This is a genomic window from Streptomyces sp. NPDC102490, from assembly GCF_044765285.1.
Taxonomy (GTDB): domain Bacteria; phylum Actinomycetota; class Actinomycetes; order Streptomycetales; family Streptomycetaceae; genus Streptomyces.
On sequence record NZ_JBIWJU010000020.1, the window covers coordinates 80,206 to 105,112 of the forward strand.

Here is a 24,907-nt window from a genome sequence, read left to right on the forward strand (position 1 = left end):
CTGCCCCCATGCAGGGTTCACCGGCGCCGAACGAGCACGAGACCGTCGGCGCCTACGCGCTCGGCATTCTCGACGACGCCGAGGCGACGGCCTTCGAGGCCCACCTCGCCACCTGCGAGTGGTGCGCCCAGCAGCTCGACGAGCTGGCCGGCATGGAGCCGATGATGGCGGCGCTCGCCGACCTGCCGGGCACCGGTACGCCCGCGATCGCCGAGGCGCTCACCGCGAAGCCCAGCCCACGGCTCTCGGAGAAGCTCGTCGACGAGGTCGCCGAACGCCGCGCGAGCAAGCGCCGCCGCAACTTCTACCTGGTGGGCACCGCGGCCGCGCTGATCATCGGCGGCCCGTTCGCCGCCGTGGCGACCACGGGCGGCGGCGGTGGCGACGACGACGGAGGCGGCCGCAAGACCGAGGCGTCGCAGCAGGCCGCGAGCCCCGCCGAGTCCGCCTTCGCCGCCATGCCGGACCGGGTCACCGCCACCGACCCGGCCACGCAGGTCAGCGCGACCGTGGCGCTGGAGAAGAAGGCCTGGGGCACCGAGACGGTCCTGGAGCTGAAGAACCTCAAGGGCCCCCAGAAGTGCTCCCTGATCGCCGTCGGCAAGAACGGCGAGCGGGAGACGCTCAGCTCCTGGACGGTCCCCGACTGGGGCTACGGCATACCGGGCGCCACCACCGAGAAGGCCAAGAAGCCGCTCTACGTGCACGGCGGCGCCGCCTTCGCACCCAACCAGATCTCCCACTTCGAGGTCATGACCTTCGACGGGAAGCGACTGGTGGAGGTCGACGCGTAGCCCCGGCGCCAGGCGCGGCGTAGCTTCCCGGGCCCCCTTCGCGTATTTTTGACGGCTGCCCAGCACGTCAGAAGGGGGCCCGGTGGCCGCACAGGCTCAGCAGGATTCGGCGGTCGACTCGGAGCACGACTCCGTACGGGACCGAGAGATCGCCGTGGAACAGGCACACCTCGACCGGGTGTACCGACGCCTCGAGGAGAAGATCCACGAAGCGGAGTTCCTCATGCACGACGCCGCCCAGCGCGGCCACGTCGGCACGCCCGGGGCCCTGGCCGAGCGCGACGCGCAGGTCTTCCGGGCCGGTATCCACCTCAACCGCCTGAACAACGAATTCGAGGACTTCCTGTTCGGCCGCATCGACCTGCTCCTCGGCAAGGACGGCAAGAAGGGCCCGGACGGCGCGTACACGGCCGTGGAGCCCGCCGAGGGCGCCCTCGGACCCGACGGCACCGCCGACATCGCCGAGACCCTGCACATCGGCCGGATCGGCGTCCTGGACGAGGACTACGCCCCGCTGGTCATCGACTGGCGGGCGCCCGCCGCCGCCCCCTTCTACCGGTCCACGCCGGTCGACCCGGGCCGGGTCGTGCGCCGCCGGGTGATCCGTTCCAAGGGGCGGCGCGTCCTCGGCGTCGAGGACGACCTCATGCGGCCCGAGATCACCGCCCGGCTGGACGGCGAGGAGCTGGCCGTCGTCGGCGACGGCGCCCTGATGGCCGCCCTCGGCCAGGCCCGCACCCACTCCATGCGGGACATCGTGGCCTCCATCCAGGCCGAGCAGGACCAGGTGATCCGCGCCCCCGCCGCCTCCGTGACCTACGTCGAGGGCGGCCCCGGCACCGGGAAGACCGCCGTCGCCCTGCACCGGGCGGCGTACCTGCTCTACCAGGACCGGCGCCGGTACGCGGGCGGCATCCTGATCGTCTCGCCGACCCCGCTGCTCGTGGCCTACACCGAGGGCGTGCTGCCCTCGCTCGGCGAGGAGGGCCAGGTCGCGATCCGCGCGATCGGCTCCCTGGTCGACGGCGCCGAGGCCACGCTGTACGACTCCCCGGCCACCGCCCGCGCCAAGGGCTCCTCCCGGATGCTCCGGGTGCTGCGCAGGGCCGCGCGCGGGGCGCTGGAACCGGCCGACTCGCCGACCCTGCTCAGGGTCGTCGCCTTCGGCCGCCGCCTCGAACTGGAGGCCGAGGAGCTGGCCGGCATCCGCCGCACCGTCCTCGGCGGCACCGCGCCCGTCAACCTGCTGCGCCCCCGCGCCCGCCGGCTGCTCCTGGACGCCCTGTGGGAGAAGTCGGGCGCCGGTACCCGGCACACCGACCCCGAGCTGGCCGCCGAGCTGCGCTCCTCCTTCGACGAGGACGTCACCTCCGAGGACTCCTTCATCGCCTTCCTCGACGCCTGGTGGCCCGAGCTGACCCCGGGCGCCGTGCTGGCGGCCATGGCGGACGAGCGCCGCCTCGGCCGCTGGGCACGGCGCGTGCTCAACCCGGGCGAGGTGCGCAAGGTGGCCCGCTCGCTGCGGCGCGAGGGCCACTCCGTGCACGACATCGCGCTGCTCGACGAGCTCCAGGCGATCGTCGGCACCCCGGCCCGCCCCCGCAAGCGGCGCGAGGCGGACCCGCTGGACCAGCTCACCGGCCTGGAGGAGCTGATGCCGCAGCGCGAGGAGACCCAGTGGGAGCGCGCCGAGCGCCTCGCCCAGGAACGCACCGAGTACGCCCACGTCATCGTCGACGAGGCCCAGGACCTGACCCCCATGCAGTGGCGGATGGTCGGCCGCCGCGGCCGGACCGCCACCTGGACGGTGGTCGGCGACCCGGCCCAGTCCTCCTGGTCCGACCCCGAGGAGGCGGCCGCCGCCCGTGACGAGGCCCTGGGCACCCGCCCGCGCCGCCGCTTCGAGCTGACCGTGAACTACCGCAACCCGGCCGAGATCGCCGAGCTGGCGGCGAAGGTCCTCGCCCTGGCCATGCCCGGCTCGCCGTGCCCGTCGGCCGTGCGTTCGACCGGCGTGGAACCGCGCTTCGCGGTGGTGCGGGACTCCCTGGCCCAGACGGTCCGCGCGGAGGCGGCCCGGCTGCTCGGCCTCGTCGACGGCACCGTCGGCGTCGTGGTCGCCATGAACCGGCGCGAGGAGGCCCGGCGCTGGCTGGCCGGGCTCGGCGACCGCGTGGTGGCGCTGGGCAGCCTGGAGGCCAAGGGCCTGGAGTACGACGCCACGGTCGTCGTCTCCCCGGCCGAGATCGCCGACGAGTCGCCCGCCGGACTGCGCGTGCTGTACGTCGCCCTGACCCGGGCCACGCAGCAGCTGACGGTCGTCTCGTGCGAGCGGGACGAGCCGGACGCCTCGGGGGTGCCGGACCTGCTGCGCGACTGAGCGCCGGGCCGGGGGACCGGCCCGGAGACATGCGAAGGGCCCGCGCCGTCCGACGGCGCGGGCCCTTCGCATCTTCACGTGTTGAGTGGCACCGACCCGCCATGCTCGCCTCGCGGCAAGTGGTCGCTCGTAGCGACGAAGGTTGGGCCCGGGGGCTTGGATCGAGCCGGTGCCACGTCCAAGGTAACAAACGATCCCCGCAAGACAATTCCCGTCCCGCGGGTTCCTTCGACGACCCGGGCGTGTTCCGCCCGCAGCTTGCGGTGCCCCCTTCCCCCGACGGGCTACTTCTCGTATGGTGGAAGTCGTTTTCCGAAACCGGGGTGAACAAAAAGTTCGCAATCCGGGGCGGCTACCGCGTACCCAGTGGTAGGTGCGACGATCGGACGGCACAACCCAGTTACACGGTGAAAGCAGAGGAAGTCGGCCATGGCAACGGCGCCCAGCGTCTCCTACTCGATGACGGTCCGACTGGAGGTGCCCGCGGGCGGAACCGCCGTCTCGCAGCTCACCACAGCGGTGGAGTCCGCCGGCGGCTCGGTCACCGGCCTCGACGTCACGGCCTCCGGCCACGACAAGCTCCGGATCGACGTCACCATCGCGGCCGGCTCGACCGCGCACGCCGACGAGATCGTGGAGCAGCTGCGCGGCATCGAGGGCGTCAGCCTGGGCAAGGTCTCCGACCGTACCTTCCTCATGCACCTCGGCGGCAAGATCGAGATGCAGTCCAAGCACCCCATCCGCAACCGCGACGACCTGTCCATGGTCTACACGCCCGGCGTGGCGCGCGTCTGCATGGCGATCGCCGAGAACCCCGAGGACGCCCGCCGCCTGACCATCAAGCGCAACTCCGTTGCGGTCGTGACCGACGGCTCCGCCGTGCTGGGCCTGGGCAATATCGGCCCCAAGGCCGCGCTGCCGGTGATGGAGGGCAAGGCGGCCCTGTTCAAGCGGTTCGCCGGCATCGACGCCTGGCCGCTCTGCCTGGACACCCAGGACACCGACGCGATCGTCGAGATCGTCAAGGCCATCGCCCCGGGCTTCGCCGGCATCAACCTGGAGGACATCTCCGCGCCGCGCTGCTTCGAGATCGAGGCCCGGCTGCGCGAGGCCCTCGACATCCCCGTCTTCCACGACGACCAGCACGGCACCGCCATCGTGGTGCTCGCCGCGCTGACCAACGCCCTGCGCGTGGTGGACAAGCCCATCGAGAACGTACGGGTCGTCATGTCCGGCGCTGGCGCGGCCGGTACGGCCATCCTCAAGCTGCTGCTCGCCGCCGGGGTCAAGAACGCCGTCGTCGCCGACATCCACGGCGTCGTGCACACCGGCCGCGCCGACCTGGTGGACGCCGCGCCCGAGTCCGCCCTGCGCTGGATCGCCGACAACACCAACCCCGAGGGCCTCACCGGCACCCTCAAGGAGGCCGTGCACGGCGCCGACGTCTTCATCGGCGTCTCCGCCCCCAACGTCCTGGACGGCCAGGACGTGGCCGCCATGGCCGACGGCGCGATCGTGTTCGCGCTCGCGAACCCGGACCCCGAGGTGGACCCGGCGATCGCCCGCGAGACGGCCGCGGTCGTCGCCACCGGCCGCAGCGACTTCCCGAACCAGATCAACAACGTGCTGGTCTTCCCGGGTGTCTTCCGCGGCCTGCTGGACGCCCAGTCCCGCACCGTCAACACCGAGATGATGCTCGCCGCCGCGCACGCCCTCGCGGACGTGGTGACCGAGGACGAGATCAACCCGAACTACATCATCCCCAGCGTCTTCAACGACAAGGTCGCCGGTGCCGTCGCGGGCGCCGTGCGGGAGGCGGCGAAGGCCGCCGGAGTGGTGGCGTAGGTTCCCCCGGCCGGGGAAGGCGGCCTGTGGCGTGGTGGTGAGGATCACCACGGCGGGCCGCCCCTCCGGCGCGTCGCGGGATGTCGGGCCTCGGATCGCCCTCTAGGGTTGCGCAAGGCTCAGGCCCTCTCGGCGTGTGACTCCCAAGGGTGTTCTCACGACTCCTGGGGGTGCCGGATTGGCTTTACCGCCGCAGGTGGAGGCAGGATGCCTCCCTGGGCGCGAGGGTCTGACGACCGACCCGGGTCCGGGGAATGTCAGAGGGCCCTGGCAGCATCGGCATCGCTGTGCCCAACATGCGGCTCCGCCGCGTGGCACGCCTCAACGGCAAGAAGAACACGGGAGTAACAACATGAACCGCAGTGAGCTGGTGGCCGCGCTGGCCGACCGCGCCGAGGTGACCCGCAAGGACGCCGACGCCGTGCTGGCCGCGTTCGCCGAGGTTGTCGGCGACATCGTCTCCAAGGGCGACGAGAAGGTCACCGTCCCCGGCTTCCTGACCTTCGAGCGCACCCACCGTGCCGCTCGCACCGCCCGCAACCCGCAGACCGGCGAGCCGATCCAGATCCCGGCCGGCTACAGCGTCAAGGTCTCGGCGGGCTCGAAGCTCAAGGAAGCCGCCAAGGGCAAGTAGGCGCTCCGCTGGGAGTGCCGGGGGCTGTGCGGGGCGTTCGTTCGGGATGCGGTCGGTTTTGCGGCTGCGGGTCGGATGTGGCTGGTCGCGCAGTTCCCCGCGCCCCTTCGGGGGCGCTCGACTCAACGCCGATGGGGCGGTCACCCGAGTCCGGGTGACCGCCCCATCGGCGTTCGTGTCGGCGGCTAGCCGAGTGCCTTGCCGGGCAGTTCGACCTTCGCGCCAAGCTCCACGAGCTTGTCCATGAAGTTCTCGTAGCCCCGGTTGATCAGGTCGATGCCGTGGACGCGGGAGGTGCCCTGGGCCGCGAGGGCGGCGATCAGGTACGAGAAGCCGCCGCGCAGGTCGGGGATGACCAGGTCGGCGCCCTCCAGCTTGGTCGGTCCTGAGACCACGGCCGAGTGCAGGAAGTTGCGCTGGCCGAAGCGGCAGTCGGAGCCGCCGAGGCACTCGCGGTAGAGCTGGATGTGGGCACCCATCTGGTTGAGCGCGGAGGTGAAGCCCAGCCGGGACTCGTAGACCGTCTCGTGGACGATCGACAGGCCCGTGGCCTGCGTCAGGGCGACCACCAGGGGCTGCTGCCAGTCCGTCTGGAAGCCGGGGTGCACGTCCGTCTCCAGGGCGATGGACTTCAGCCGGCCGCCCGGGTGCCAGAAGCGGATGCCCTCGTCGTCGATCTCGAACGCGCCGCCCACCTTCCGGAAGGTGTTCAGGAACGTCATCATCGAGCGCTGCTGGGCCCCGCGGACATACACGTTGCCCTCGGTGGCCAGCGCCGCGGAGGCCCAGGAGGCCGCCTCCAGGCGGTCCGAGAGGGCACGGTGGGTGTAGCCGCCCAGCTCGTCCACGCCGGTGACGCGGATGGTGCGGTCGGTGTCCATGGCGATGATCGCGCCCATTTTCTGCAGGACGCAGATCAGGTCCTCGATCTCCGGCTCCACGGCCGCGTTGGACAGCTCCGTGACGCCCTCGGCGAGCACCGCCGTCAGCAGCACCTGCTCGGTCGCGCCGACGGACGGGTACGGCAGCCGGATCTTGGTGCCGCGCAGCCGCTGCGGAGCCTCCAGGTACTGGCCGTCCGCCCGCTTCTCGATCTTCGCGCCGAACTGGCGCAGCACCTCGAAGTGGAAGTCGATGGGCCGGCCGCCGATGTCGCAGCCGCCCAGGCCGGGGATGAAGGCGTGCCCGAGGCGGTGCAGCAGCGGGCCGCAGAACAGGATCGGGATGCGGGACGAACCCGCGTGGGCATCGATGTCGGCGACGTTCGCGCTCTCCACGTGGGAGGGGTCGAGGATCAGCTCGCCGGGCTCCTCACCCGGACGGACGGTCACCCCGTGCAGTTGCAGCAGCCCGCGTACGACCCGCACGTCGCGGATGTCCGGCACGTTGCGCAGCCGGCTCGGCGCGCTGCCCAGCAGGGCCGCCACCATCGCCTTCGGCACGAGGTTCTTCGCACCGCGGACCCGGATCTCGCCCTCCAGGGGGGTCCCGCCGTGGACAAGCAGTACGTCATCAGCGCCGTTGACGGTCATGAATCTCGCGTTCCGTGGTGTTGGGCAGGGGCCAGAAGGGAAAGGGTAATCGTCTTGTACCCCCCTTCATGGCGCCTCCGCACGGTCCGGCAACGTCATGGATTTGTCACAACACGCGGTGTTCACCGGCGCGCACAGGGGGTCACGATCGAGGGCCGTGCGCGGGTGCGTGTTCACTCCCGTGCCCCCGATTGCCTCCCCACGGGAGGGGAACATGCGGGATCATGTCTGGCATGACCGAGGTGTCCTCGCTCACGGGGCGGCTGCTCGTGGCAACGCCCGCCCTGGCGGACCCGAACTTCGAGCGTGCGGTGGTGCTCCTCCTCGACCACGACGAGGAGGGTTCCCTCGGTGTCGTCCTCAACCGTCCCACGCCGGTCGACGTGGGCGACATCCTGGAGGACTGGGCGGACCTGGCCGGCGAGCCGGGCGTCGTCTTCCAGGGCGGCCCGGTGTCGCTGGACTCGGCCCTCGGGGTCGCCGTCGTCCCTGGCGGGGAGTCCGGTGAGCGGGCGCCGCTGGGCTGGCGGCGGGTGCACGGCGCGATCGGCCTGGTGGACCTGGAGGCACCGCCGGAGCTGCTGGCGTCCGCCGTGGGCGCCCTGCGGATCTTCGCCGGGTACGCGGGCTGGGGACCCGGCCAGCTGGAGGAGGAGCTGACCGAGGGCGCCTGGTACGTGGTCGAGTCCGAGCCCGGCGACGTCTCCTCGCCGTTCCCGGAGCGGCTCTGGCGCGAGGTGCTGCGCCGGCAGCGGGGCGACCTGGCGATGGTGGCGACGTATCCGGACGACCCTTCGCTCAACTGAAGCGTGTGAGCTTCAGTACCCTTGGCGGTTATGAGCACTCTCGAGCCCGAGCGCGGGACAGGTACGGGAACCCTCGTCGAGCCGACGCCGCAGACGTCCCACGGCGACGGCGATCACGAGCGCTTCGCGCATTACGTCCAGAAGGACAAGATCATGGCGAGCGCCCTCGACGGCACCCCCGTCGTGGCGCTGTGCGGCAAGGTCTGGGTACCGGGCCGCGATCCCAAGAAGTATCCCGTCTGCCCCATGTGCAAGGAGATCTACGAGTCCATGAGCGGCGGCGGGGACGAGGGCAAGGGCGGCGACAAGAAGTAGGCGTCGAGACGTAGCGCCCCCTGCCCGTACAGACCTCTCAGATCGTCCCGAAGGCCCCCGGAGTGTGCCCGCGCGCACTCCGGGGGCCTTCGTGCGTCTTCGTGCGTCGGGACTGATTGACAAAGAGGTTGACGAATTGGTTCAGACCTCTTGTGGGCAGGTTCATGTCTCCCTACGCTCCTGGGTGTTGTGCAGAGCGAAACCGTCATTGCATATGTTGCAACGCACGCCCGGAGGAAAGACTCCATGAAGCTCGCCCCCCGCCTGGCCGTACTGCTGGCCGCGGCCGTCGTCGCCGCGACCGCCTGCGCACCCCAGACGTCCGACAACTCCTCCTCCGGCAAGGACGAGAAGCGCGGCACGTTGCGCGTCTGGCTGTTCCAGGAGGTCAACAACAAGCCGAAGGAGAAGGCCGTCGACGCGGCCCTCGCCGACTTCGAGAAGGCGCACGAGGACACGAAGGTCACCGTGGAGTACATCCCGGTCGAGACCCGCGCCCAGCGCATCAAGGCCGCCTTCAACGACCCGAAGAGCGCCCCCGACGTCATCGAGTACGGCAACACCGACACCGCCGGCTACGTCAAGGACGGCGGACTCGCCGACGTGACGAAGGAGTTCGCGGCCTGGGACGAGGCCAAGGACACCGACCCCACCGCCCGCCAGTCGGTCACCGTGGACGGAAAGGTCTACGGCGCCCCGTACTTCGTCGGCGTCCGCGCGCTCTACTACCGCACCGACGTCTTCGACGAACTCGGTCTCGAACCTCCCAAGTCGCTGGCGGAGCTGGCGTCCACCGCCAAGAAGGTGCACGCCGAGAAGCCCGGCCTCTACGGCATCGCGGTCGGCGGCGCCTACACCTACGGCGCGATGCCGTTCATCTGGGCCAACGGCGGCGAACTCGCCACCGGCAAGGGCGGCTCGTACGCCTCCGCCATCGACAGCGCCGCTGCCCGCAAGGGCATCGAGGCGTACACGTCCCTCTTCGGGGACGACAACTGCCCCGCCGCCAAGTGCGCCGGCATGGGCGGCAACGACACCGTCACCGCCTTCGCCTCCGGCAAGGCGGCCATGGCCATCGGCGGCGACTTCAGCCACCAGGCCGTGGAGGCCGGCTCGGTGAAGGGCACGTACGCGGTCGTGCCGCTGCCTGGCGTCACGTCCGGCTCCATCGCCCCCGCCTTCGCGGGCGGCAACAACATAGGCGTGCTCAAGAGCACCTCGCACCGCACCCTCGCCGTCGACCTGATGAAGCGGCTCGCGTCGAAGAAGGCGCAGGGCGAACTGTTCGACGCGATGGGCTTCCTGCCGACCTTCACGGACGTACGGCAGCAGGTGGCGGCGAAGGAGCCGTTCGTGAAGCCGTTCGTCGACACGCTCGCCGCGGGCACGAAGTTCGTGCCCGCCTCGCCCGCGTGGGCGACGATCGACTCCTCGCAGGTGCTGCCGACGATGTTCCAGGAGGTGGTCAGCGGCAAGAAGAAGGTGGGCGCTGCCGCGGGGGACGCCGCGAAGAAGATGGACGACGCGTTTGGCTCCGCCGGATGAGTGTGTCGCCTTCCAGCCCGGGGGGTGCGGTGCGTTCGCGGGTGCGGCGGCGTCGTGGCTTGTCGCGCAGTTCCCCGCGCCCCTTCGGGCGCTCCTCCGCCACCCCCTGGATCTATCTCGCGCCCGCTCTCGTCGTTCTTGGTGGGCTGCTGGTCTACCCCGTCTATCAGCTTGGGCTGATCTCCTTTCTGGAGTACACGCAGGCGCAGGTGTCCGGTGGGGAGCCGGCGACCTTCCAGGGGTTCGGGAACTACGCCGAGCTGTTCGGGGACGGGGAGTTCTGGCGGGTGCTGCTCGCCACCGTGGTGTTCGCCGCCGCCTGTGTGGTGTCCACGCTGGCCGTCGGGTGTGCGCTGGCCGTGCTGCTGACGCGGGTGCGGGCCGTGCCGCGGCTGGCGTTGATGCTGGCGGGACTGGGCGCGTGGGCGACCCCGGCGGTCACCGGGTCCACGGTCTGGCTGCTGCTGTTCGACCCGGACTTCGGGCCCGTCAACCGGATGCTGGGCCTCGGCGACCACTCGTGGACGTACGGGCGCTACAGCGCCTTCCTGCTCGTGCTGCTCGAAGTGGTCTGGTGCTCCTTCCCGTTCGTCATGGTGACCGTCTACGCCGGGATACGGGCCGTACCGTCCGAGGTGCTGGAGGCCGCCGCGCTGGACGGGGCCTCGCAGTGGCGGATCTGGCGTTCGGTGCTCGCGCCGATGCTCCGGCCGATCCTGGTGGTCGTCACCATCCAGTCGGTCATCTGGGACTTCAAGGTCTTCACCCAGATCTACGTCATGACCAACGGCGGCGGCATCGCCGGCCAGAACCTCGTCCTCAACGTCTACGCCTATCAGAAGGCCTTCGCGTCCTCGCAGTACAGCCTCGGCTCCGCGATCGGCGTGGTCATGCTGCTGATCCTGCTCGCGGTGACGCTGGTCTACCTGCGGCTGCTGCGCCGCCAGGGGGAGGAGCTGTGAATCTTCCGCGCGCGCGGGTGCGCCGTCCGTGGCGGCTCGCGGCCGAGGTGTCCGCGCTGCTGATCGCGGTGGTCGTCGCCTTCCCGCTGTACTGGATGGTGCTGAGCGCCTTCAAACCGGCCGGGGAGATCGAGTCGAGCGAGCCCCGGCCCTGGACGCTGACCCCCTCGCTGGATTCCTTCCGGCGGGTGTTCGAGCAGCAGGAATTCGGCCGCTACTTTCTCAACAGCCTGATCGTGGCGGGGTGCGTGGTGATCGCCTCGGCGCTGATCGCGTTCCTCGCGGCGACCGCGGTGACGCGATTCCGGTTCCGTTTCCGGACCACCCTGCTGATCATGTTCCTGGTGGCCCAGATGGTGCCCGTGGAGGCGCTCACGATCCCGCTGTTCTTCCTCATGCGGGACTTCGGCCAGCTGAACACGCTGGGTTCGCTGATCCTGCCCCACATCGCGTTCTCGCTGCCCTTCGCGATCTGGATGCTGCGGGGCTTCGTGAAAGCGGTGCCGGAGGCCCTGGAGGAGGCCGCCTACATCGACGGGGCGAGCCGGAGCCGCTTTCTGTGGCAGATCCTTTTCCCGCTGGTCCTCCCGGGGCTCGTGGCCACCAGCGTCTTCTCCTTCATCTCGACCTGGAACGACTTCCTGTTCGCCAAGTCGTTCATCATCAGCGACACCTCCCAGTCGACGCTGCCGATGGCGCTGCTGGTCTTCTACAAGCCGGACGATCCCGACTGGGGCGGCGTCATGGCCGCGTCCACGGTGATGACGATCCCGGTGCTGGTCTTCTTCGTACTCGTACAACGACGACTCGTCTCCGGCCTCGGCGGAGCGGTGAAGGACTGACAACGTGACCGACGTGACGCACGCGACCGACGTGATTCCCCAGCCGCGTCAAGTGGCGGCCCGGGACTCCGACGCCTTCTTCGAGCTCGGCCCGGACACCGCCCTGGTGGCCGGCGAAGGCGCCGAGCACACCGAGCGCTGGCTGCGCGCCACGCTGGGCGCGGCCACCGGCCTGGCGCTGGCACCCGGGGCGGGCGGCGGCGGCCTCGTCCGGCTGTCCCTCGACGGCGAACTGGCCGAGGAGGGCTACCGCCTCGACGTCGCGCCGGAGGGCGCGCACCTCACCGGCGGCGGTCCGGCCGGCCTGTTCTGGGGCGCCCAGACACTGCGCCAGCTGCTCGGCCCGGACGCCTTCCGGCGCGCCCCGCTGCCCGGCCGCCGGTGGCGGCTGCCGCTGGGCCGCATCGAGGACGCGCCCCGCTTCCGCTGGCGCGGACTGATGCTGGACGTCTCCCGGCACTTCACGCCGAAGGAAGGCGTCCTGCGCTACCTGGACCTGATGGCGGCCCACAAACTCAACGTCCTGCACTTCCACCTGACGGACGACCAGGGCTGGCGCGTCGAGATCATCCGGCACCCGAAGCTCACCGAGACCGGTTCCTGGCGGTCGCGCACCAAATTCGGGCACCGGGCCTCGCCGCTGTGGGAGGACAAACCCCACGGCGGTTACTACACCCAGGAGGACATCCGGGAGATCGTCGCCTACGCCGCCGCGCGGCACATCACCGTCGTCCCCGAAATCGACGTACCCGGGCACTCGCAGGCCGCCATCGCGGCGTATCCGGAACTGGGCAACACCGATGTGATCGACACCACCGCCCTGTCCGTCTGGGACACCTGGGGCGTCTGCCCGAACGTGCTCAACCCTTCCGAGAACACCCTGCGCTTCTACGAGGGTGTGTTCGAGGAAATCCTGGGGCTGTTCCCCTCGGAGTTCGTCCACATCGGCGGCGACGAATGCCCCAAGGACCAGTGGCGGGCCTCCGCCACCGCGCAGGCGCGGATCGCCGAACTCGGCCTCGCCGACGAGGACGAACTCCAGTCCTGGTTCATCCAGCACTTCGACACCTGGCTCAGCGCACGCGGACGCCGGCTCATCGGCTGGGACGAGATCCTGGAGGGCGGACTCGCCAAGGGCGCGGCCGTGTCCTCCTGGCGCGGCTACGCGGGCGGGATCGCCGCCGCGCGCGCGGGGCACGACGTCGTGATGTGCCCCGAGCAGCAGGTGTACCTGAACTTCCGGGAGGACGGCGGCGAGGACGAACCCGTGCCGATCGCCTACGTGCGCACCCTGGAGGACGTCTACCGGTTCGAGCCGGTTCCGGCGGAACTGACCCCTCAGGAGTCCCGACATGTGATCGGCACCCAGGCGAACCTGTGGACCGAGGTGACGGAGAACCAGGAGCGGGTGGACTACCAGCTCTTCCCGCGGCTCGCCGCCTTCGCCGAGGTCGCCTGGAGCGCCCTGCCCGCCCCCGCCGACCGGGACTACGGCGCCTTCGAGCGGCGGATGGCCACCCACTACCGGCGGCTCGACGCCCTGGGCGTCGCCTACCGTCCGCCCACCGGCCCGCGGCCCTGGCAGCGGCGGCCCGGAGTGCTCGGCCGGCCGATGGACGGGCCGCCGCCGAACAAGTGAGCAGGCGGCCAAGTGAGCGGGTGGTCAAGTGAGCGGGTGGTCAAGTGAGTACGTGAGCAAGCAACGGAAACGCCCCTAAACGTCACCGAAGAGTGGCAACTCGTGCGCATCACGCGTAGCTCCGATCGTCGGATATCCCGTGTGATAACGGGCCATCTCGCCGACGAGGCGGGCGAATGCCTCCTAGCGGACCCCTGCGTTCGGGCCCTGCGAAGATGTGCCAGAGTTGCCACGTCCGCCCTGTCAGGTCGTACCGTACGGCCACATGGGCGGGACCAGGTGGGACAGCGGGAAGGGGCAGTCGGTTTGACCACGCACGCACCGCAGGCGGCGCAGGCCGTCACGCTGCCCACGACACTGGACGAGGCCGTGGCGGCGCTCACCGCGATGCCCGCGGCGGTTCCGGTCGCGGGCGGCACCGACCTGATGGCGGCCGTCAACTCCGGCCAGCTCAGGCCCGCCGCGCTGGTGGGCCTCGGCCGGATCAGCGAGATCCGCGGCTGGCAGTACCAGGACGGGCACGCGCTGCTCGGCGCGGGCCTCACCCACGCCCGCATGGGCCGCCCCGACTTCGCCGCGCTCATCCCGGCGCTCGCCGCCGCCGCGCGGGCCGCCGGACCGCCGCAGATCCGCAACGCCGGCACCCTGGGCGGCAACATCGCCTCGGCCGCCCCCACCGGGGACGCGCTGCCGGTGCTTGCCGCCCTGGAGGCGACCCTGATCATCGCGGGTCCGGACGGCGCCCGCCGGGAGATGCCGGTCTCGCACCTGCTGGCGGGCATGGAGATGCTCCGCGCGGGAGAACTCATCGGCTACGTGCGCGTGCCGCTGCTGCACGCGCCGCAGGTCTTCCTGAAAGCGACCGGCCGCACCGGACCCGGCCGCGCCACGGCCTCCGTGGCGCTGGTCCTCGACCCCGCCCGGCGCGGGGTGCGGTGCGCGGTGGGCGCCATCGCGCCGATGCCGCTGCGGCCCCTGGAGGCCGAGCAGTGGGTGGCCTCGCTCATCGACTGGGACAACGGCCGCGCCGTCGTCCCGGAGGCGCTGCACGGATTCGGCGAGTACGTCGCCGCGGCCTGCATCCCCGACGCGGCCCCGGAAGAGGACGGCTCCGTGCCGCAGCTCCCGCCTGCCGTACTGCACCTGCGGCGCACCGTCGCCGCGCTGGCCCGACGAGCACTGGGGAGGGCGCTGTCGTGACCGACGACCAGCACGGCGACCCGCACGGAGATCAGCACGCGGGGGGCACACCCCCCGGCGGCAGCCGCTGGGACCCGCTGCCGCAGGGCGACTACGACGACGGCGCCACCGCCTTCGTGAAACTCCCCGAGGGCGGCGTGGACGCGCTCCTGGCCTCCTCCGAGAGCCCGCTCGCCGCGCCCGGGCACGGCTACGTGCCGCCCCAGATCACGGTCACGCCCGCCACCACCGCCGGCACCGACCCGGCCGCCACCGGCTCCTGGACGATGCCGTCGGCCCCGTCCGCGCCCGTGGACGGCACCCAGTGGCAGACCCCGGACGCCGGTCAGGACCCCGCCGCCCACCAGGGGTACGGCGACTACGCGGCCCAGCAGGACCCCTACGGCGGGGCGGCGCCCTACGGCGGGCACGCCGGGCCGGGCGTCCCCGGGCACGACGACCGGTTCGCCTACCCGCCCGGCGCCACCGGCCAGTGGGACTTCTCGCACGGCGCGCAGGCCGACACGGACGCCGCGGCGGCCCGGCCCGCGCCGGGCCAGGACGTGACCGGGCAGTGGTCCATCCCCGTGGCCGACGGCGACCTGCCGGACGAGTCGGGCGAGTTCACCACGTCGTCCCTGGCCGAGCAGTGGGGCACCGGCGCTCCCGCCACCCTCCCCGGCGGCGCTCCCGCGCCCTGGGCGACCCAGCCGCCCGGTCAGCCGTGGGGCGAGAGCCCGGCACAGGACCGGCCCGCGGAGGACCGGGGCACACCGTCCGCCCAGCCTTGGGGCGAGGCCACGGCACCGACCGGACCCGCCGAGGACCGGGGCGCACCGTCGGACCGGCCCGCCGCCCAGCCTTGGGGCGAGGCCACGGCACCGACCGGACCCGCCGAGGAGGAGCGGCCCGCCGCCGGCACGCACGGGCCTGGCCCCGCCGCGAGCGGGCACGGATACGACTCCGGCGCAGCGGGGCACGGGCACGGGCCCGACGCCGCCGTCGGCGAGCACGGCCCCGATGTCGCCGCCGGACCGCACGAGCCGGACGCGACCACGTCCGCGCACGGGCCCGGATACGACACCACCGCAGTTGGACACGGGCACGAGCACGGGCCGGACGCCGGCCTCGGCGCGGGCCACGGGCCCGACTCCGCCGTCGTCGACGGGCACGGCCCGGACGTCGCCGCCGGACCGCACGAGCCGGACGAGTCCGCGCCCGGATACGGCTCCACCGCAGGTGGGCACGGGCACCGGCCCGACGCCGCTGCCGCTCCGCACGAGCAGGACGCCACCGCGTCCGCATCCGCGCACGAGCCAGGCCCCGCAGCGAGCCCCGACGGCCCCCGACCCGCCGACGGCCCGTACGACCACGCGCCCGGCGACGCCGCCGAGCCCGTGACCGAAGCCGCCGCCGACCCCGGCGTACCGGCGGACGACGCGTCCGCCGGACGGGCGACCGGGCTCGCCGCCGGAAGCGGGACGGTCACCGACGGGCCCCGTGGGGCCGAGGAAGCCCCTGAGGGACCGACAGGGCCCTCGCCGGTCCCCGCCGAGGCGGCGAGGGCGGAGTCCCACCCGGAGGTCGCTGAAGGCCCCCTGGCGGGCCAGGGCCGGGAACCCGCCGCCGGTGGGGAGCCCATGCCCGAACCCACCCAGGAGCACGGCCCCGGGGACGACGCGGCCGACGCCCGTACCGGCGCGGACGGAGACGGGGCCGACGCGGGTGCCACCGAGGCCGACCCCGACGGCGCCCAGGAAGCGGCCCCCGCCGGTCCGCAGGACGAACACCCCCTCGCCTCCTACGTGCTGCGCGTCAACGGCGCCGACCGGCCCGTCACCGACGCCTGGATCGGAGAATCGCTGCTGTACGTGCTGCGCGAGCGGCTCGGTCTCGCGGGCGCCAAGGACGGCTGCTCACAGGGCGAGTGCGGCGCCTGCAACGTGCAGGTCGACGGACGGCTCGTCGCCTCCTGCCTGGTCCCGTCCGTGACCGCGGCCGGCAGCGAGGTGCGCACCGTCGAGGGCCTGGCCACCGACGGACAGCCGTCGGACGTGCAGCGGGCACTCGCCCGGCGCGGCGCCGTGCAGTGCGGCTTCTGCGTGCCCGGCATGGCGATGACCGTGCACAACCTCCTGGAGGGCAACCCGGCCCCGACCGAGCTGGAGGCCCGCCAGGCCCTGTGCGGCAACCTGTGCCGCTGCTCCGGCTACCGGGGCGTCCTGGAGGCCGTCCAGGAGGTCGTCGCCGAACGCGAGGCGCACGCCGACGCCGACGCGCAGGCGGGCGCCGACACCGAGGAGCCCCGCATCCCGCACCAGGCGGGCCCCGGCGCGGGTGGCGTCAACCCGGCGGCGTTCGAGTCCCAGCCACCGCCCGGCGCGCAGGACTTGGCAGGACCGCACGACCGGCCGCCCTATGGCGACCACGGAGACCACGGCACCCACGGCCGGGACGGAGGCCACGCGTGAGCAACGACGCCGCGACTGCGGAGGCCGAGGGAACCGCCGAGGCGGCCACCCCCGTCCCCGAGCCCATCCCGCACGGCATCGGCGCGTCCCTGCCGCCCGCCGACGCCCGCGCCAAGACCGAGGGCACCTTCCCGTACGCCGCCGACCTGTGGGCCGAGGGCCTGCTGTGGGCGGCCGTACTGCGCTCACCGCACCCGCACGCGCGCATTGTGTCCATCGACACCACCCACGCGCGCGAGATGCCCGGCGTACGGGCGGTCGTCACCCACGAGGACGTGCCCGGCACCCCGCTGCACGGCCGCGGCGGCCACGCCGACCGCCCCGTGTTCGCCTCCGAGGTCGTACGCCACCACGGCGAGCCCCTCGCCGCCGTCGCCGCCGACCACCCGGACACCGCGCGGATGGCCGCCGCCGCCGTCATCGTCGAGTACGAGATGCTCGACCCGGTCACCGACCCGGAACAGGCCTTCGAGGCCGAGCCGCTGCACCCCGACGGCAACCTGATCCGGCACATCCCGCTGCGCCACGGCGACCCGGAGGCGGCCGGCGAGATCGTCGTCGAGGGCCTGTACCGCATCGGCCGCCAGGACCCGGCGCCCATAGGAGCCGAGGCGGGTCTGGCCGTACCGCGCCCCGACGGTGGCGTGGAGCTGTACCTGGCCTCCACCGACCCGCACGGCGACCGCGACATCGCCGCCGCCTGCTACGGCCTGCCCCCCGAACAGGTGAAGATCGTGGTCACCGGGGTGCCGGGCGCCACCGCCGACCGCGAGGACCAGGGCTTCCAGCTGCCGCTCGGCCTGCTCGCGCTGAAGACCGGCTGCCCGGTCAAACTGACCGCCACGCGCGAGGAGTCCTTCCTCGGGCACACCCACCGCCACCCCACCCTGCTGCGCTACCGCCACCACGCGGACGCCGAGGGCCGGATCGTGAAGGTCGAGGCGCAGATCCTGCTCGACGCGGGCGCCTACGCGGACACCTCCTCCGACGCCCTGGCCGCCGCGGTCGCCTTCGCCTGCGGCCCCTACGTCGTCCCGAACGCCTTCATCGAGGGCTGGGCCGTACGCACCAACAACCCGCCCTCCGGCCATGTGCGCGGCGAGGGCGCCATGCAGGTGTGCGCCGCGTACGAGGCGCAGATGGACAAGGTCGCCAAGAAGCTCGGCCTGGACCCGGCCGAGGTGCGGCTGCGCAACGTCCTGGCCACCGGCGACGTGCTGCCCACCGGCCAGACGGTCACGTGCCCCGCCCCGGTCGCCGAACTGCTCCAGGCGGTCCGCGACTTCCCGCTGCCCGCGCTGCCCAAGGACACGCCCGAGGAGGAGTGGCTGCTGCCCGGCGGCCCCGAGGGCGCGGGCGAACCGGGCGCGGTGCGCCGGGGCGTGGGCTACGGCATCGGCATGGTGCACATGCTCGGCGCGGAGGGCGCGGACGAGGTCTCCACGGCCACCGTGAAGGTCCAGGACGGCGTGGCGACGGTGCTGTGCGCGGCCGTGGAGACCGGCCAGGGCTTCACCACGCTGGCCCGGCAGATCGTGCAGGACACCCTCGGCGTCGACGAGGTGCAGGTGGCGCCCGTCGACACCGACCAGCCCCCGGCCGGACCGGGCTGTAGGGGCCGGCACACCTGGGTGTCGGGCGGTGCGGTGGAGCGGGCGGCCAAGATGGTCCGCACCCAGCTCCTCCAGCCGCTGGCGCACCAGTTCGGCATGTCGACCGAGCTGCTCCAGATCGCCGACGGCAAGATCACCTCCTACGACGGCGTGCTGTCGACGACCGTCAGTGAGGCGCTGGACGGCAAGGAGCTGTGGGCCACCGCCCAGTGCCGCCCGCACCCCACCGAGCCGCTGGACGAGGCCGGGCAGGGCGATGCGTTCGTCGGCATGGCCTTCTGCGCGATCCGCGCGGTGGTGGACGTGGACATCGAGATCGGCTCGGTACGGGTCGTGGAGCTGGCCGTCGCCCAGGACGTCGGCCGGGTCCTGAACCCGGCCCAGCTGACCGCCCGGATCGAGGCGGGCGTCACCCAGGGCGTCGGTATCGCGCTCACGGAGAACCTCCGCACCCCGCGCGGTCTGATCCGCCACCCCGACCTGACCGGCTACGCCCTGCCGACCGCGCTGGACGCCCCGGACATCCGGATCGTCAAGCTCGTCGAGGAGCGTGACGTGGTCGCGCCCTTCGGCGCCAAGGCCGTCAGCGCGGCACCGGTGGTGGCGTCCCCGGCGGCCGTCGCCTCCGCCGTGCGCGCGGCCACGGGACGCCCGGTCAACCGCCTCCCGATCCGCCCGCAGGCCGCGGTGGCCACCGGCCACTGAGCGGCAGCCGAACCGCTCGCGCGCGTGAGGCAACGGGTGCGGGGCGCGGCGCGTCCTACCGTGCGAACGGGGTCCGTGCGCAGGCGCGTTGTCAGTGGTGGCGCGTAGTCTCCGAAGGAGTGCGAACGGCAGCCGTCGGCACGGACGGCCCTACTTTCTCGGGGGAGACGATGCACGCGGTCACCGGCGGTACGACGGTCATGCGGGACCCGGCGGCACACGCGCGTGCGGCGGTGCCCTCGCTGCTGACCCGGGTCCGCCTCGCCACGTCGGTGGAGGACCCGTCGTGGACGCGCGGCGCCTCCCGCCGCCCCCAGGCGAGCTGCGAGCGGCCGTCGCTGTGGAACACGTCGGCGTTGATGGGCTGCCTGCTCCTGGCGGTGGGCCACCGCGCGGAGCCGGGCACCGCCCAGGAGCTCCCGGCCCGGTTCCTGGACCGGGAGTTCGGTCGTCGCCGGGTGACGCGCTTCGAGGACATCGACTTCCCCCGGACCCTCACCCACCAGCCCACCCGCCGCTTCCTGCGCGAGACGGGCCTGCCCGAGGACGCCCACCCCTTCCGGCTGGACGCGGACGACCTGCCGCTGCCGACGCTCGCGGAGTACGGCGAGGAGCACCCCGGCCACCCGGTCCCGGCCGCCGCGGAGCGCCTCGTACGCCTGGGACGCCTCGCGGACGGCGCCCACGTGGTCGTCGACGGCACCACGGGCACCGTCCTCACCTGGCGGACCCCCGACGGCCCCCTCCACCCCCTGGTCCCGGACGTCTCCGCCCTCGCCCTCACCCTCTGGGCACTGCGCCGCGCGGCGCTGCTGGAGGCCGTGGCGGGGATCGAACCCGCGTAACTCGCTTTGCAGGCGAGCCCCTCAACCACTCGGGCACACGGCCGTGTCCGACTTCGTGACTCGACGGTAGGCCGGGGCGGGGGAGGGGCTCAAGGAATCCGGGGAGGCCGCAACACGACTGCCATACCGCGTTCATGAACGGCGGGTGGTCGTACGACCAAGGTCCCGGGTCCGCATCGTCTTCGGACAGGGGTCACAGCGGGCCGTGGCCCTTACTCTGGCGACCATGACCGTCCCTGAGCCCCGCGACACCGAGGTCGCCGTCCCCGCCGAGCCCTCCCTCGGCACCGCCGCCCCCGCCGAGACCGTGCTGAGCCGTGCCTATCGGGCGCTGAGCGTCGGCATCGTCTCCGTCATCGTGCTGATCGCCTTCGAGGCGACGGCGGTCGGCACGGCGATGCCGGTGGCGGCGCGGGAGCTGGACGGGGTGTCGCTGTACGCGTTCGCGTTCTCGGGGTACTTCACGACCAGCCTGTTCGGGATGGTGCTCTCCGGCCAGTGGTCGGACCGGCGTGGGCCGCTGGCGCCCCTGACGACCGGCATCGCCGCCTTCGCGGCCGGTCTCGTGCTGTCCGGGACCGCAGGCGCGATGTGGCTGTTCATCCTCGGGCGGGCCGTGCAGGGGCTCGGCGGCGGGCTCGTGATCGTCGCGCTGTACGTCGTCGTGGGGCGGGCCTACCCGGAGCGGCTGCGGCCCGCGATCATGGCGGCGTTCGCGGCGGGCTGGGTGGTCCCCTCCGTCGTCGGCCCGCTGGCCTCCGGCGCGGTGACCGAGCACCTCGGCTGGCGCTGGGTGTTCCTCGGCATCCCGGTGCTGGTCGTCGTCCCGCTCGCCCTCGCGCTGCCGCAGATACGCAGCCGCGCGGCAGGTTCGGTGGGGGGAGGGGGCACGCCGGCCTCCTTCGACCGGCGCCGCATCCGTCTCGCCCTCGCCATCTCGCTGGGCGCGGGCCTGCTCCAGTACGCCGCCCAGGACCTGCGGTGGGTGTCGCTGCTGCCGGGTGCGGTGGGCGTGGCGCTGCTCGTCCCCGCCGTCCTCGGGCTGCTGCCGCGCGGCACCTACCGGGCGGTGCGCGGTCTGCCCTCCGTGGTCCTGCTGCGCGGGGTGGCCGCGGGGTCCTTCATCGCCGCCGAGTCCTTCGTCCCGCTGATGCTGGTCACGCAGCGGGGGCTCAGCCCGACCCTCGCCGGACTCTCCCTGGCGGCGGGCGGCGCGACCTGGGCCGCCGGTTCCTGGCTCCAGTCCCGGCCGCGGCTGGAACCGCACCGGGAGCGGCTGATGGCCCTCGGCATGCTCCTGGTCGCGGCGGCCGTCGCCACGGCGCCCAGCGTGCTGATCGACGCCGTCCCCGCCTGGACGGTCGCCGTCGCCTGGGGCTTCGGCTGCTTCGGCATGGGCCTGGTGATCTCCTCCACCAGCGTGCTGCTGCTCAAGCTCTCCGCCCCCGAGGAGGCCGGCAACAACTCCGCCGCCCTCCAGATCTCCGACGGCCTCTCCAACGTGGTCCTGCTGTCGGCCGGCGGCGCGGCCTTCGCGGCCCTCGGCGGCGGCACGGTGAGCCACGCGGCCACCGAGGCGACCGGCTCACACCCGGTGGCCTTCGCCGCGGTGTTCCTGCCGATGGCGGCGGTGGCGCTGGTGGGGGCGTGGGTCGCGACGCGGGTGCGGGAGAAGTGAGCCGGCCGCCCACGCCCCGACGGGACGGGCGGGGCGGCTGTGACGTCCGTCCCACCCGGGGGTGACCCGGCCCCGGGCGCGCGGTGATCGCGGCGGCCCGCCGGTAGGGTGGCCCGGTTGTCATACGTGGCCGAGCCGCTCTACCCCCTTCGGAGACCGTGACTACCACCGCCAGCTCCAGCACCTCGCACCACCTGTCCCCGGCCTTCCCCGGCCGTGCCCCCTGGGGCACCGCCGGCAAGCTGCGGGCCTGGCAGCAGGGCGCGATGGAGAAGTACCTCCAGGACCAGCCCCGGGACTTCCTGGCCGTCGCCACCCCCGGCGCCGGAAAGACGACCTTCGCGCTGACGCTGGCGTCCTGGCTGCTGCACCACCACGTCGTGCAGCAGGTGACCGTCGTCGCGCCGACCGAGCACCTGAAGAAGCAGTGGGCCGAGGCCGCGGCGCGGATAGGGATCAAGCTCGACCCCGAGTACAGCGCGGGCCCGCTCAGCCGTGAGTACCAGGGCATCGCCATCACCTACGCGGGCGTCGGCGTACGCCCGATGCTGCACCGCAACCGCGTCGAGCAGCGCAAGACCCTCGTCATCCTCGACGAGATCCACCACGCCGGTGACTCCAAGTCCTGGGGCGAGGCGTGCCTGGAGGCGTTCGAGCCCGCCACCCGCCGCCTCGCGCTCACCGGCACCCCCTTCCGCTCGGACACCAACCCGATCCCCTTCGTCGCGTACGAGGAGGGCAACGACGGCATCCGCCGCTCCGCCGCCGACTACACGTACGGCTACGGCTCCGCGCTCGCCGACGGCGTGGTGCGCCCCGTCATCTTCATGAGCTACAGCGGCAACATGCGCTGGCGCACCAAGGCCGGCGACGAGATCGCCGCCCGGCTCGGCGAACCGATGACCAAGGACGCCGTCAGCCAGGCCTGGCGCACCGCGCTCGATCCGCGCGGCGAGTGGATGCCGGCCGTGCTGCGCGCCGCCGACCAGCGGCTGACCGAGGTCAGGAAGGCCATCCCGGACGCCGGGGCGCTCGTCATCGCCGCCGACCAGGACTCCGCCCGCGCCTACGCCAAGCTGATCCGGGAGATCACCGGCGACCGGGCCACCGTCGTGCTCTCCGACGACGTGGGCGCCTCGAAGAACATCGACGCGTTCAGCCAGAGCACCGACCGCTGGATGGTCGCCGTCCGCATGGTGTCCGAGGGCGTCGACGTCCCGCGCCTCGCGGTCGGCGTCTACGCCACGACGATCTCCACCCCCCTCTTCTTCGCCCAGGCCGTCGGCCGCTTCGTCCGGTCCCGTCGGCGCGGGGAGACCGCGTCCGTCTTCCTGCCCACCGTGCCCGACCTGCTCACCTTCGCCAACGAGATGGAGCGCGAGCGCGACCACGTCCTCGACAAGCCCAAGAAGGAGGGCGAGGAGGACCCCTACGCCGAGTCCGAGAAGGAGATGGACGAGGCGAACCGGGAGCAGGACGAGGACACCGGCGAGCAGGAGCAGTTCGCCTTCGAGGCACTGGAGTCCGAGGCCACCTTCGACCGTGTCATGTACAACGGCGCGGAATTCGGCATGCAGGCCCACCCGGGCAGCGAGGAGGAGCAGGACTACCTCGGCATCCCGGGTCTGCTGGAGCCCGACCAGGTGCAGTTGCTGCTCCAGAAGCGGCAGGCCCGGCAGATCGCGCACAGCCGCAAGAAGCCCGACGAAGAGGCCGACCTGCTCGAACTGCCCGCCGAGCGGCGCCCGGTGGTCTCCCACAAGGAGCTGATGGAGCTGCGCAAGCAGCTCAACACCATGGTCGGCGCCTACGTCCACCAGAGCGGCAAACCGCACGGCGTGATCCACACCGAACTGCGCCGTGTGTGCGGCGGCCCGCCCAGCGCCGAGGCGACCGGCGGACAGCTGCGCCAGCGCATCGCCAAGGTGCAGGAGTGGGCGACACGCATGAAGTGAGGCGGGGGGCGCTGCGGCGCCGGAAGCGTGTGCGGAACGTACCGGGACAAACACCGGCAGTCGATAACGGTTGGCGCCCGGATTCTGGACGGAGCCTTCCGCTGAGCGGACCTGGTCGTTACTGTCCCGCTACGCACACGCCCCGTGGCAGCGCCGCCGCGGAGCGCAGCCGTGAAGCGACTGGGCCCGGGACAAGGCCGGGCCGTCAGCCGATCGGCGGCCTCTGAAGCGCGTCGCTGACGGGACTCGGCGACGCATAGCCGCGAGGAGGGCCGCCGACCTCACCACTAAGGAGTGGGCGTCGTGACCGCGGAGACCTCTCAGACGCTCGACCGGGGCCTGCGGGTCCTCAAACTGCTGGCCGATACGGACCACGGGCTGACCGTCACCGAGCTGTCCCACAAACTGGGCGTCAACCGGACCGTCGTGTACCGGTTGCTCGCCACGCTGGAACAGCACGCACTCGTACGCCGCGACCTGGGCGGCCGGGCCCGCGTCGGCCTCGGCGTCCTGGGCCTCGGCCGCCAGGTGCACCCCCTGGTCCGCGAGGCGGCGATGCCGGCCCTGCGCGCGCTCGCCGAGGACATCGGGGCGACCGCCCACCTGACCCTGGTGGACGGCGCGGAAGCCCTGGCCGTGGCCGTCGTGGAGCCAACCTGGACCGACTACCACGTCGCCTACCGCGCCGGCTTCCGCCACCCCCTGGAACGGGGCGCCGCGGGCAAGGCCATCCTCTCCGCCCGCCGGCCCACCCAGCCCCCCGGCGAGACCGCGGAGGCCCCCGGCTACACCCTCACCCATGGCGAACTGGAGGCCGGCGCCTGCGGCGCGGCCGCACCCCTGCTCGGCGTGACGGGCGTGGAAGGCAGCGTCGGCGTCGTCATGCTGGCCGACGTCGTCCCCGAACGAGTCGGCGAACGCGTGATGCACGCGGCCCAAGAGGTGGCGGAGGCACTGCGCTGAGACCCGGCGGCGCACGCCGCTGTCAGTGTGCGCCGCGTAAGCGGCGAAGTCGCCCACCGCCTTCCGGTTGGGTGCCCGTGACTTGTAAGTTCACGTGTGCGTACGGGTAGTTGCTGATGCGACGCGTGAGTTGACGGGGGTTGCGGGGATGGTGGGCCACAGGCCGAGTGACTGGCATGTCCTGGACCTGGACAAGGACCCGAC

The 24,907-nt window shown here is 72.7% G+C and carries 18 protein-coding genes and 1 tRNA gene; 17 read left to right on the forward strand and 2 right to left on the reverse strand.

Annotation, left to right across the window (positions count from 1 at the left end; genetic code table 11):
* The first annotated feature begins 8 nt into the window (after window positions 1-8).
* From rsuA to ACIRGB_RS34515, 4 genes are all read left to right on the forward strand, one after another.
* On the forward strand, window positions 9-794 hold the full coding sequence (gene rsuA, locus ACIRGB_RS34500; protein WP_403873282.1) for an anti-sigma U factor RsuA: 786 nt from the start codon (window positions 9-11) through the stop codon (window positions 792-794).
* Window positions 795-876: 82 nt separating this feature from the next.
* A complete protein-coding gene (locus ACIRGB_RS34505; RefSeq protein WP_403873285.1) occupies window positions 877-3,174 on the forward strand; it encodes a HelD family protein in 2,298 nt (765 codons plus the stop codon).
* Window positions 3,175-3,603: 429 nt separating this feature from the next.
* Window positions 3,604-5,019 carry an NAD-dependent malic enzyme gene (locus tag ACIRGB_RS34510; protein ID WP_403873288.1) on the forward strand — a complete coding sequence of 472 codons (1,416 nt, stop codon included), beginning with the start codon at window positions 3,604-3,606 and terminating at the stop codon, window positions 5,017-5,019.
* 352 nt (window positions 5,020-5,371) lie between these two features.
* Window positions 5,372-5,653: an HU family DNA-binding protein gene (locus ACIRGB_RS34515; RefSeq protein ID WP_004987462.1), complete on the forward strand. Its 282-nt coding sequence runs from the start codon at window positions 5,372-5,374 to the stop codon at window positions 5,651-5,653.
* 185 nt (window positions 5,654-5,838) lie between these two features.
* Here the strand turns inward: ACIRGB_RS34515 and murA are convergent, their stop codons facing one another.
* Window positions 5,839-7,185: a UDP-N-acetylglucosamine 1-carboxyvinyltransferase gene (gene murA, locus ACIRGB_RS34520; RefSeq protein WP_356361597.1), complete on the reverse strand. Its 1,347-nt coding sequence runs from the start codon at window positions 7,183-7,185 to the stop codon at window positions 5,839-5,841.
* 233 nt (window positions 7,186-7,418) lie between these two features.
* Here murA and ACIRGB_RS34525 point away from each other — a divergent pair, with 233 nt between their 5' ends.
* The 10 genes from ACIRGB_RS34525 to ACIRGB_RS34570 all read left to right on the forward strand — a co-directional run bounded on the left by ACIRGB_RS34525 (window position 7,419) and on the right by ACIRGB_RS34570 (window position 20,107).
* Complete coding sequence (locus ACIRGB_RS34525; RefSeq protein ID WP_403873292.1) at window positions 7,419-7,991, forward strand: YqgE/AlgH family protein; 573 nt, start codon at window positions 7,419-7,421, stop codon at window positions 7,989-7,991.
* 30 nt (window positions 7,992-8,021) lie between these two features.
* A complete protein-coding gene (locus ACIRGB_RS34530) occupies window positions 8,022-8,306 on the forward strand; it encodes a DUF3039 domain-containing protein (protein ID WP_030402030.1) in 285 nt (94 codons plus the stop codon).
* A gap of 246 nt (window positions 8,307-8,552) precedes the next feature.
* On the forward strand, window positions 8,553-9,851 hold the full coding sequence (locus ACIRGB_RS34535) for an extracellular solute-binding protein (protein WP_403873296.1): 1,299 nt from the start codon (window positions 8,553-8,555) through the stop codon (window positions 9,849-9,851).
* A complete protein-coding gene (locus ACIRGB_RS34540) occupies window positions 9,848-10,813 on the forward strand; it encodes a carbohydrate ABC transporter permease (protein ID WP_403873300.1) in 966 nt (321 codons plus the stop codon). The genes ACIRGB_RS34535 and ACIRGB_RS34540 overlap by 4 nt, the downstream gene beginning before the upstream one ends.
* Window positions 10,810-11,655 (forward strand): carbohydrate ABC transporter permease, encoded by an 846-nt coding sequence (locus tag ACIRGB_RS34545; protein ID WP_403873303.1) that lies wholly within the window; start codon window positions 10,810-10,812, stop codon window positions 11,653-11,655. Before ACIRGB_RS34540 ends, ACIRGB_RS34545 begins: the two co-directional genes overlap by 4 nt.
* Before the next feature lie 4 nt (window positions 11,656-11,659).
* A complete protein-coding gene (locus ACIRGB_RS34550; RefSeq protein WP_403873306.1) occupies window positions 11,660-13,294 on the forward strand; it encodes a beta-N-acetylhexosaminidase in 1,635 nt (544 codons plus the stop codon).
* A 306-nt stretch (window positions 13,295-13,600) separates the two neighbouring features.
* Window positions 13,601-14,494 carry a xanthine dehydrogenase family protein subunit M gene (locus ACIRGB_RS34555; RefSeq protein ID WP_104636069.1) on the forward strand — a complete coding sequence of 298 codons (894 nt, stop codon included), beginning with the start codon at window positions 13,601-13,603 and terminating at the stop codon, window positions 14,492-14,494.
* Entirely contained in the window at window positions 14,491-16,944 is a 2,454-nt protein-coding gene (locus tag ACIRGB_RS34560; RefSeq protein WP_403873310.1) for a 2Fe-2S iron-sulfur cluster-binding protein, read from the forward strand. The genes ACIRGB_RS34555 and ACIRGB_RS34560 overlap by 4 nt, the downstream gene beginning before the upstream one ends.
* A complete protein-coding gene (locus ACIRGB_RS34565; RefSeq protein ID WP_403873313.1) occupies window positions 16,941-19,262 on the forward strand; it encodes a xanthine dehydrogenase family protein molybdopterin-binding subunit in 2,322 nt (773 codons plus the stop codon). Before ACIRGB_RS34560 ends, ACIRGB_RS34565 begins: the two co-directional genes overlap by 4 nt.
* A 119-nt stretch (window positions 19,263-19,381) precedes the next feature.
* A complete protein-coding gene (locus ACIRGB_RS34570; protein WP_403873316.1) occupies window positions 19,382-20,107 on the forward strand; it encodes an SUKH-4 family immunity protein in 726 nt (241 codons plus the stop codon).
* Here the strand turns inward: ACIRGB_RS34570 and ACIRGB_RS34575 are convergent.
* Window positions 20,076-20,150: transfer RNA gene (locus ACIRGB_RS34575), tRNA-Cys, on the reverse strand. The genes ACIRGB_RS34570 and ACIRGB_RS34575 overlap by 32 nt on opposite strands.
* A gap of 183 nt (window positions 20,151-20,333) precedes the next feature.
* Here ACIRGB_RS34575 and ACIRGB_RS34580 point away from each other — a divergent pair.
* The 3 genes from ACIRGB_RS34580 to ACIRGB_RS34590 all read left to right on the forward strand — a co-directional run bounded on the left by ACIRGB_RS34580 (window position 20,334) and on the right by ACIRGB_RS34590 (window position 24,703).
* Window positions 20,334-21,785, forward strand: coding sequence for an MFS transporter (locus tag ACIRGB_RS34580; protein ID WP_403873319.1), 1,452 nt, complete (start codon window positions 20,334-20,336; stop codon window positions 21,783-21,785).
* A gap of 158 nt (window positions 21,786-21,943) precedes the next feature.
* Entirely contained in the window at window positions 21,944-23,740 is a 1,797-nt protein-coding gene (locus ACIRGB_RS34585) for a DEAD/DEAH box helicase (protein ID WP_403873322.1), read from the forward strand.
* Between the two features lie 303 nt (window positions 23,741-24,043).
* A complete protein-coding gene (locus ACIRGB_RS34590) occupies window positions 24,044-24,703 on the forward strand; it encodes an IclR family transcriptional regulator (RefSeq protein ID WP_403873325.1) in 660 nt (219 codons plus the stop codon).
* The last annotated feature ends 204 nt before the right edge of the window (window positions 24,704-24,907 follow it).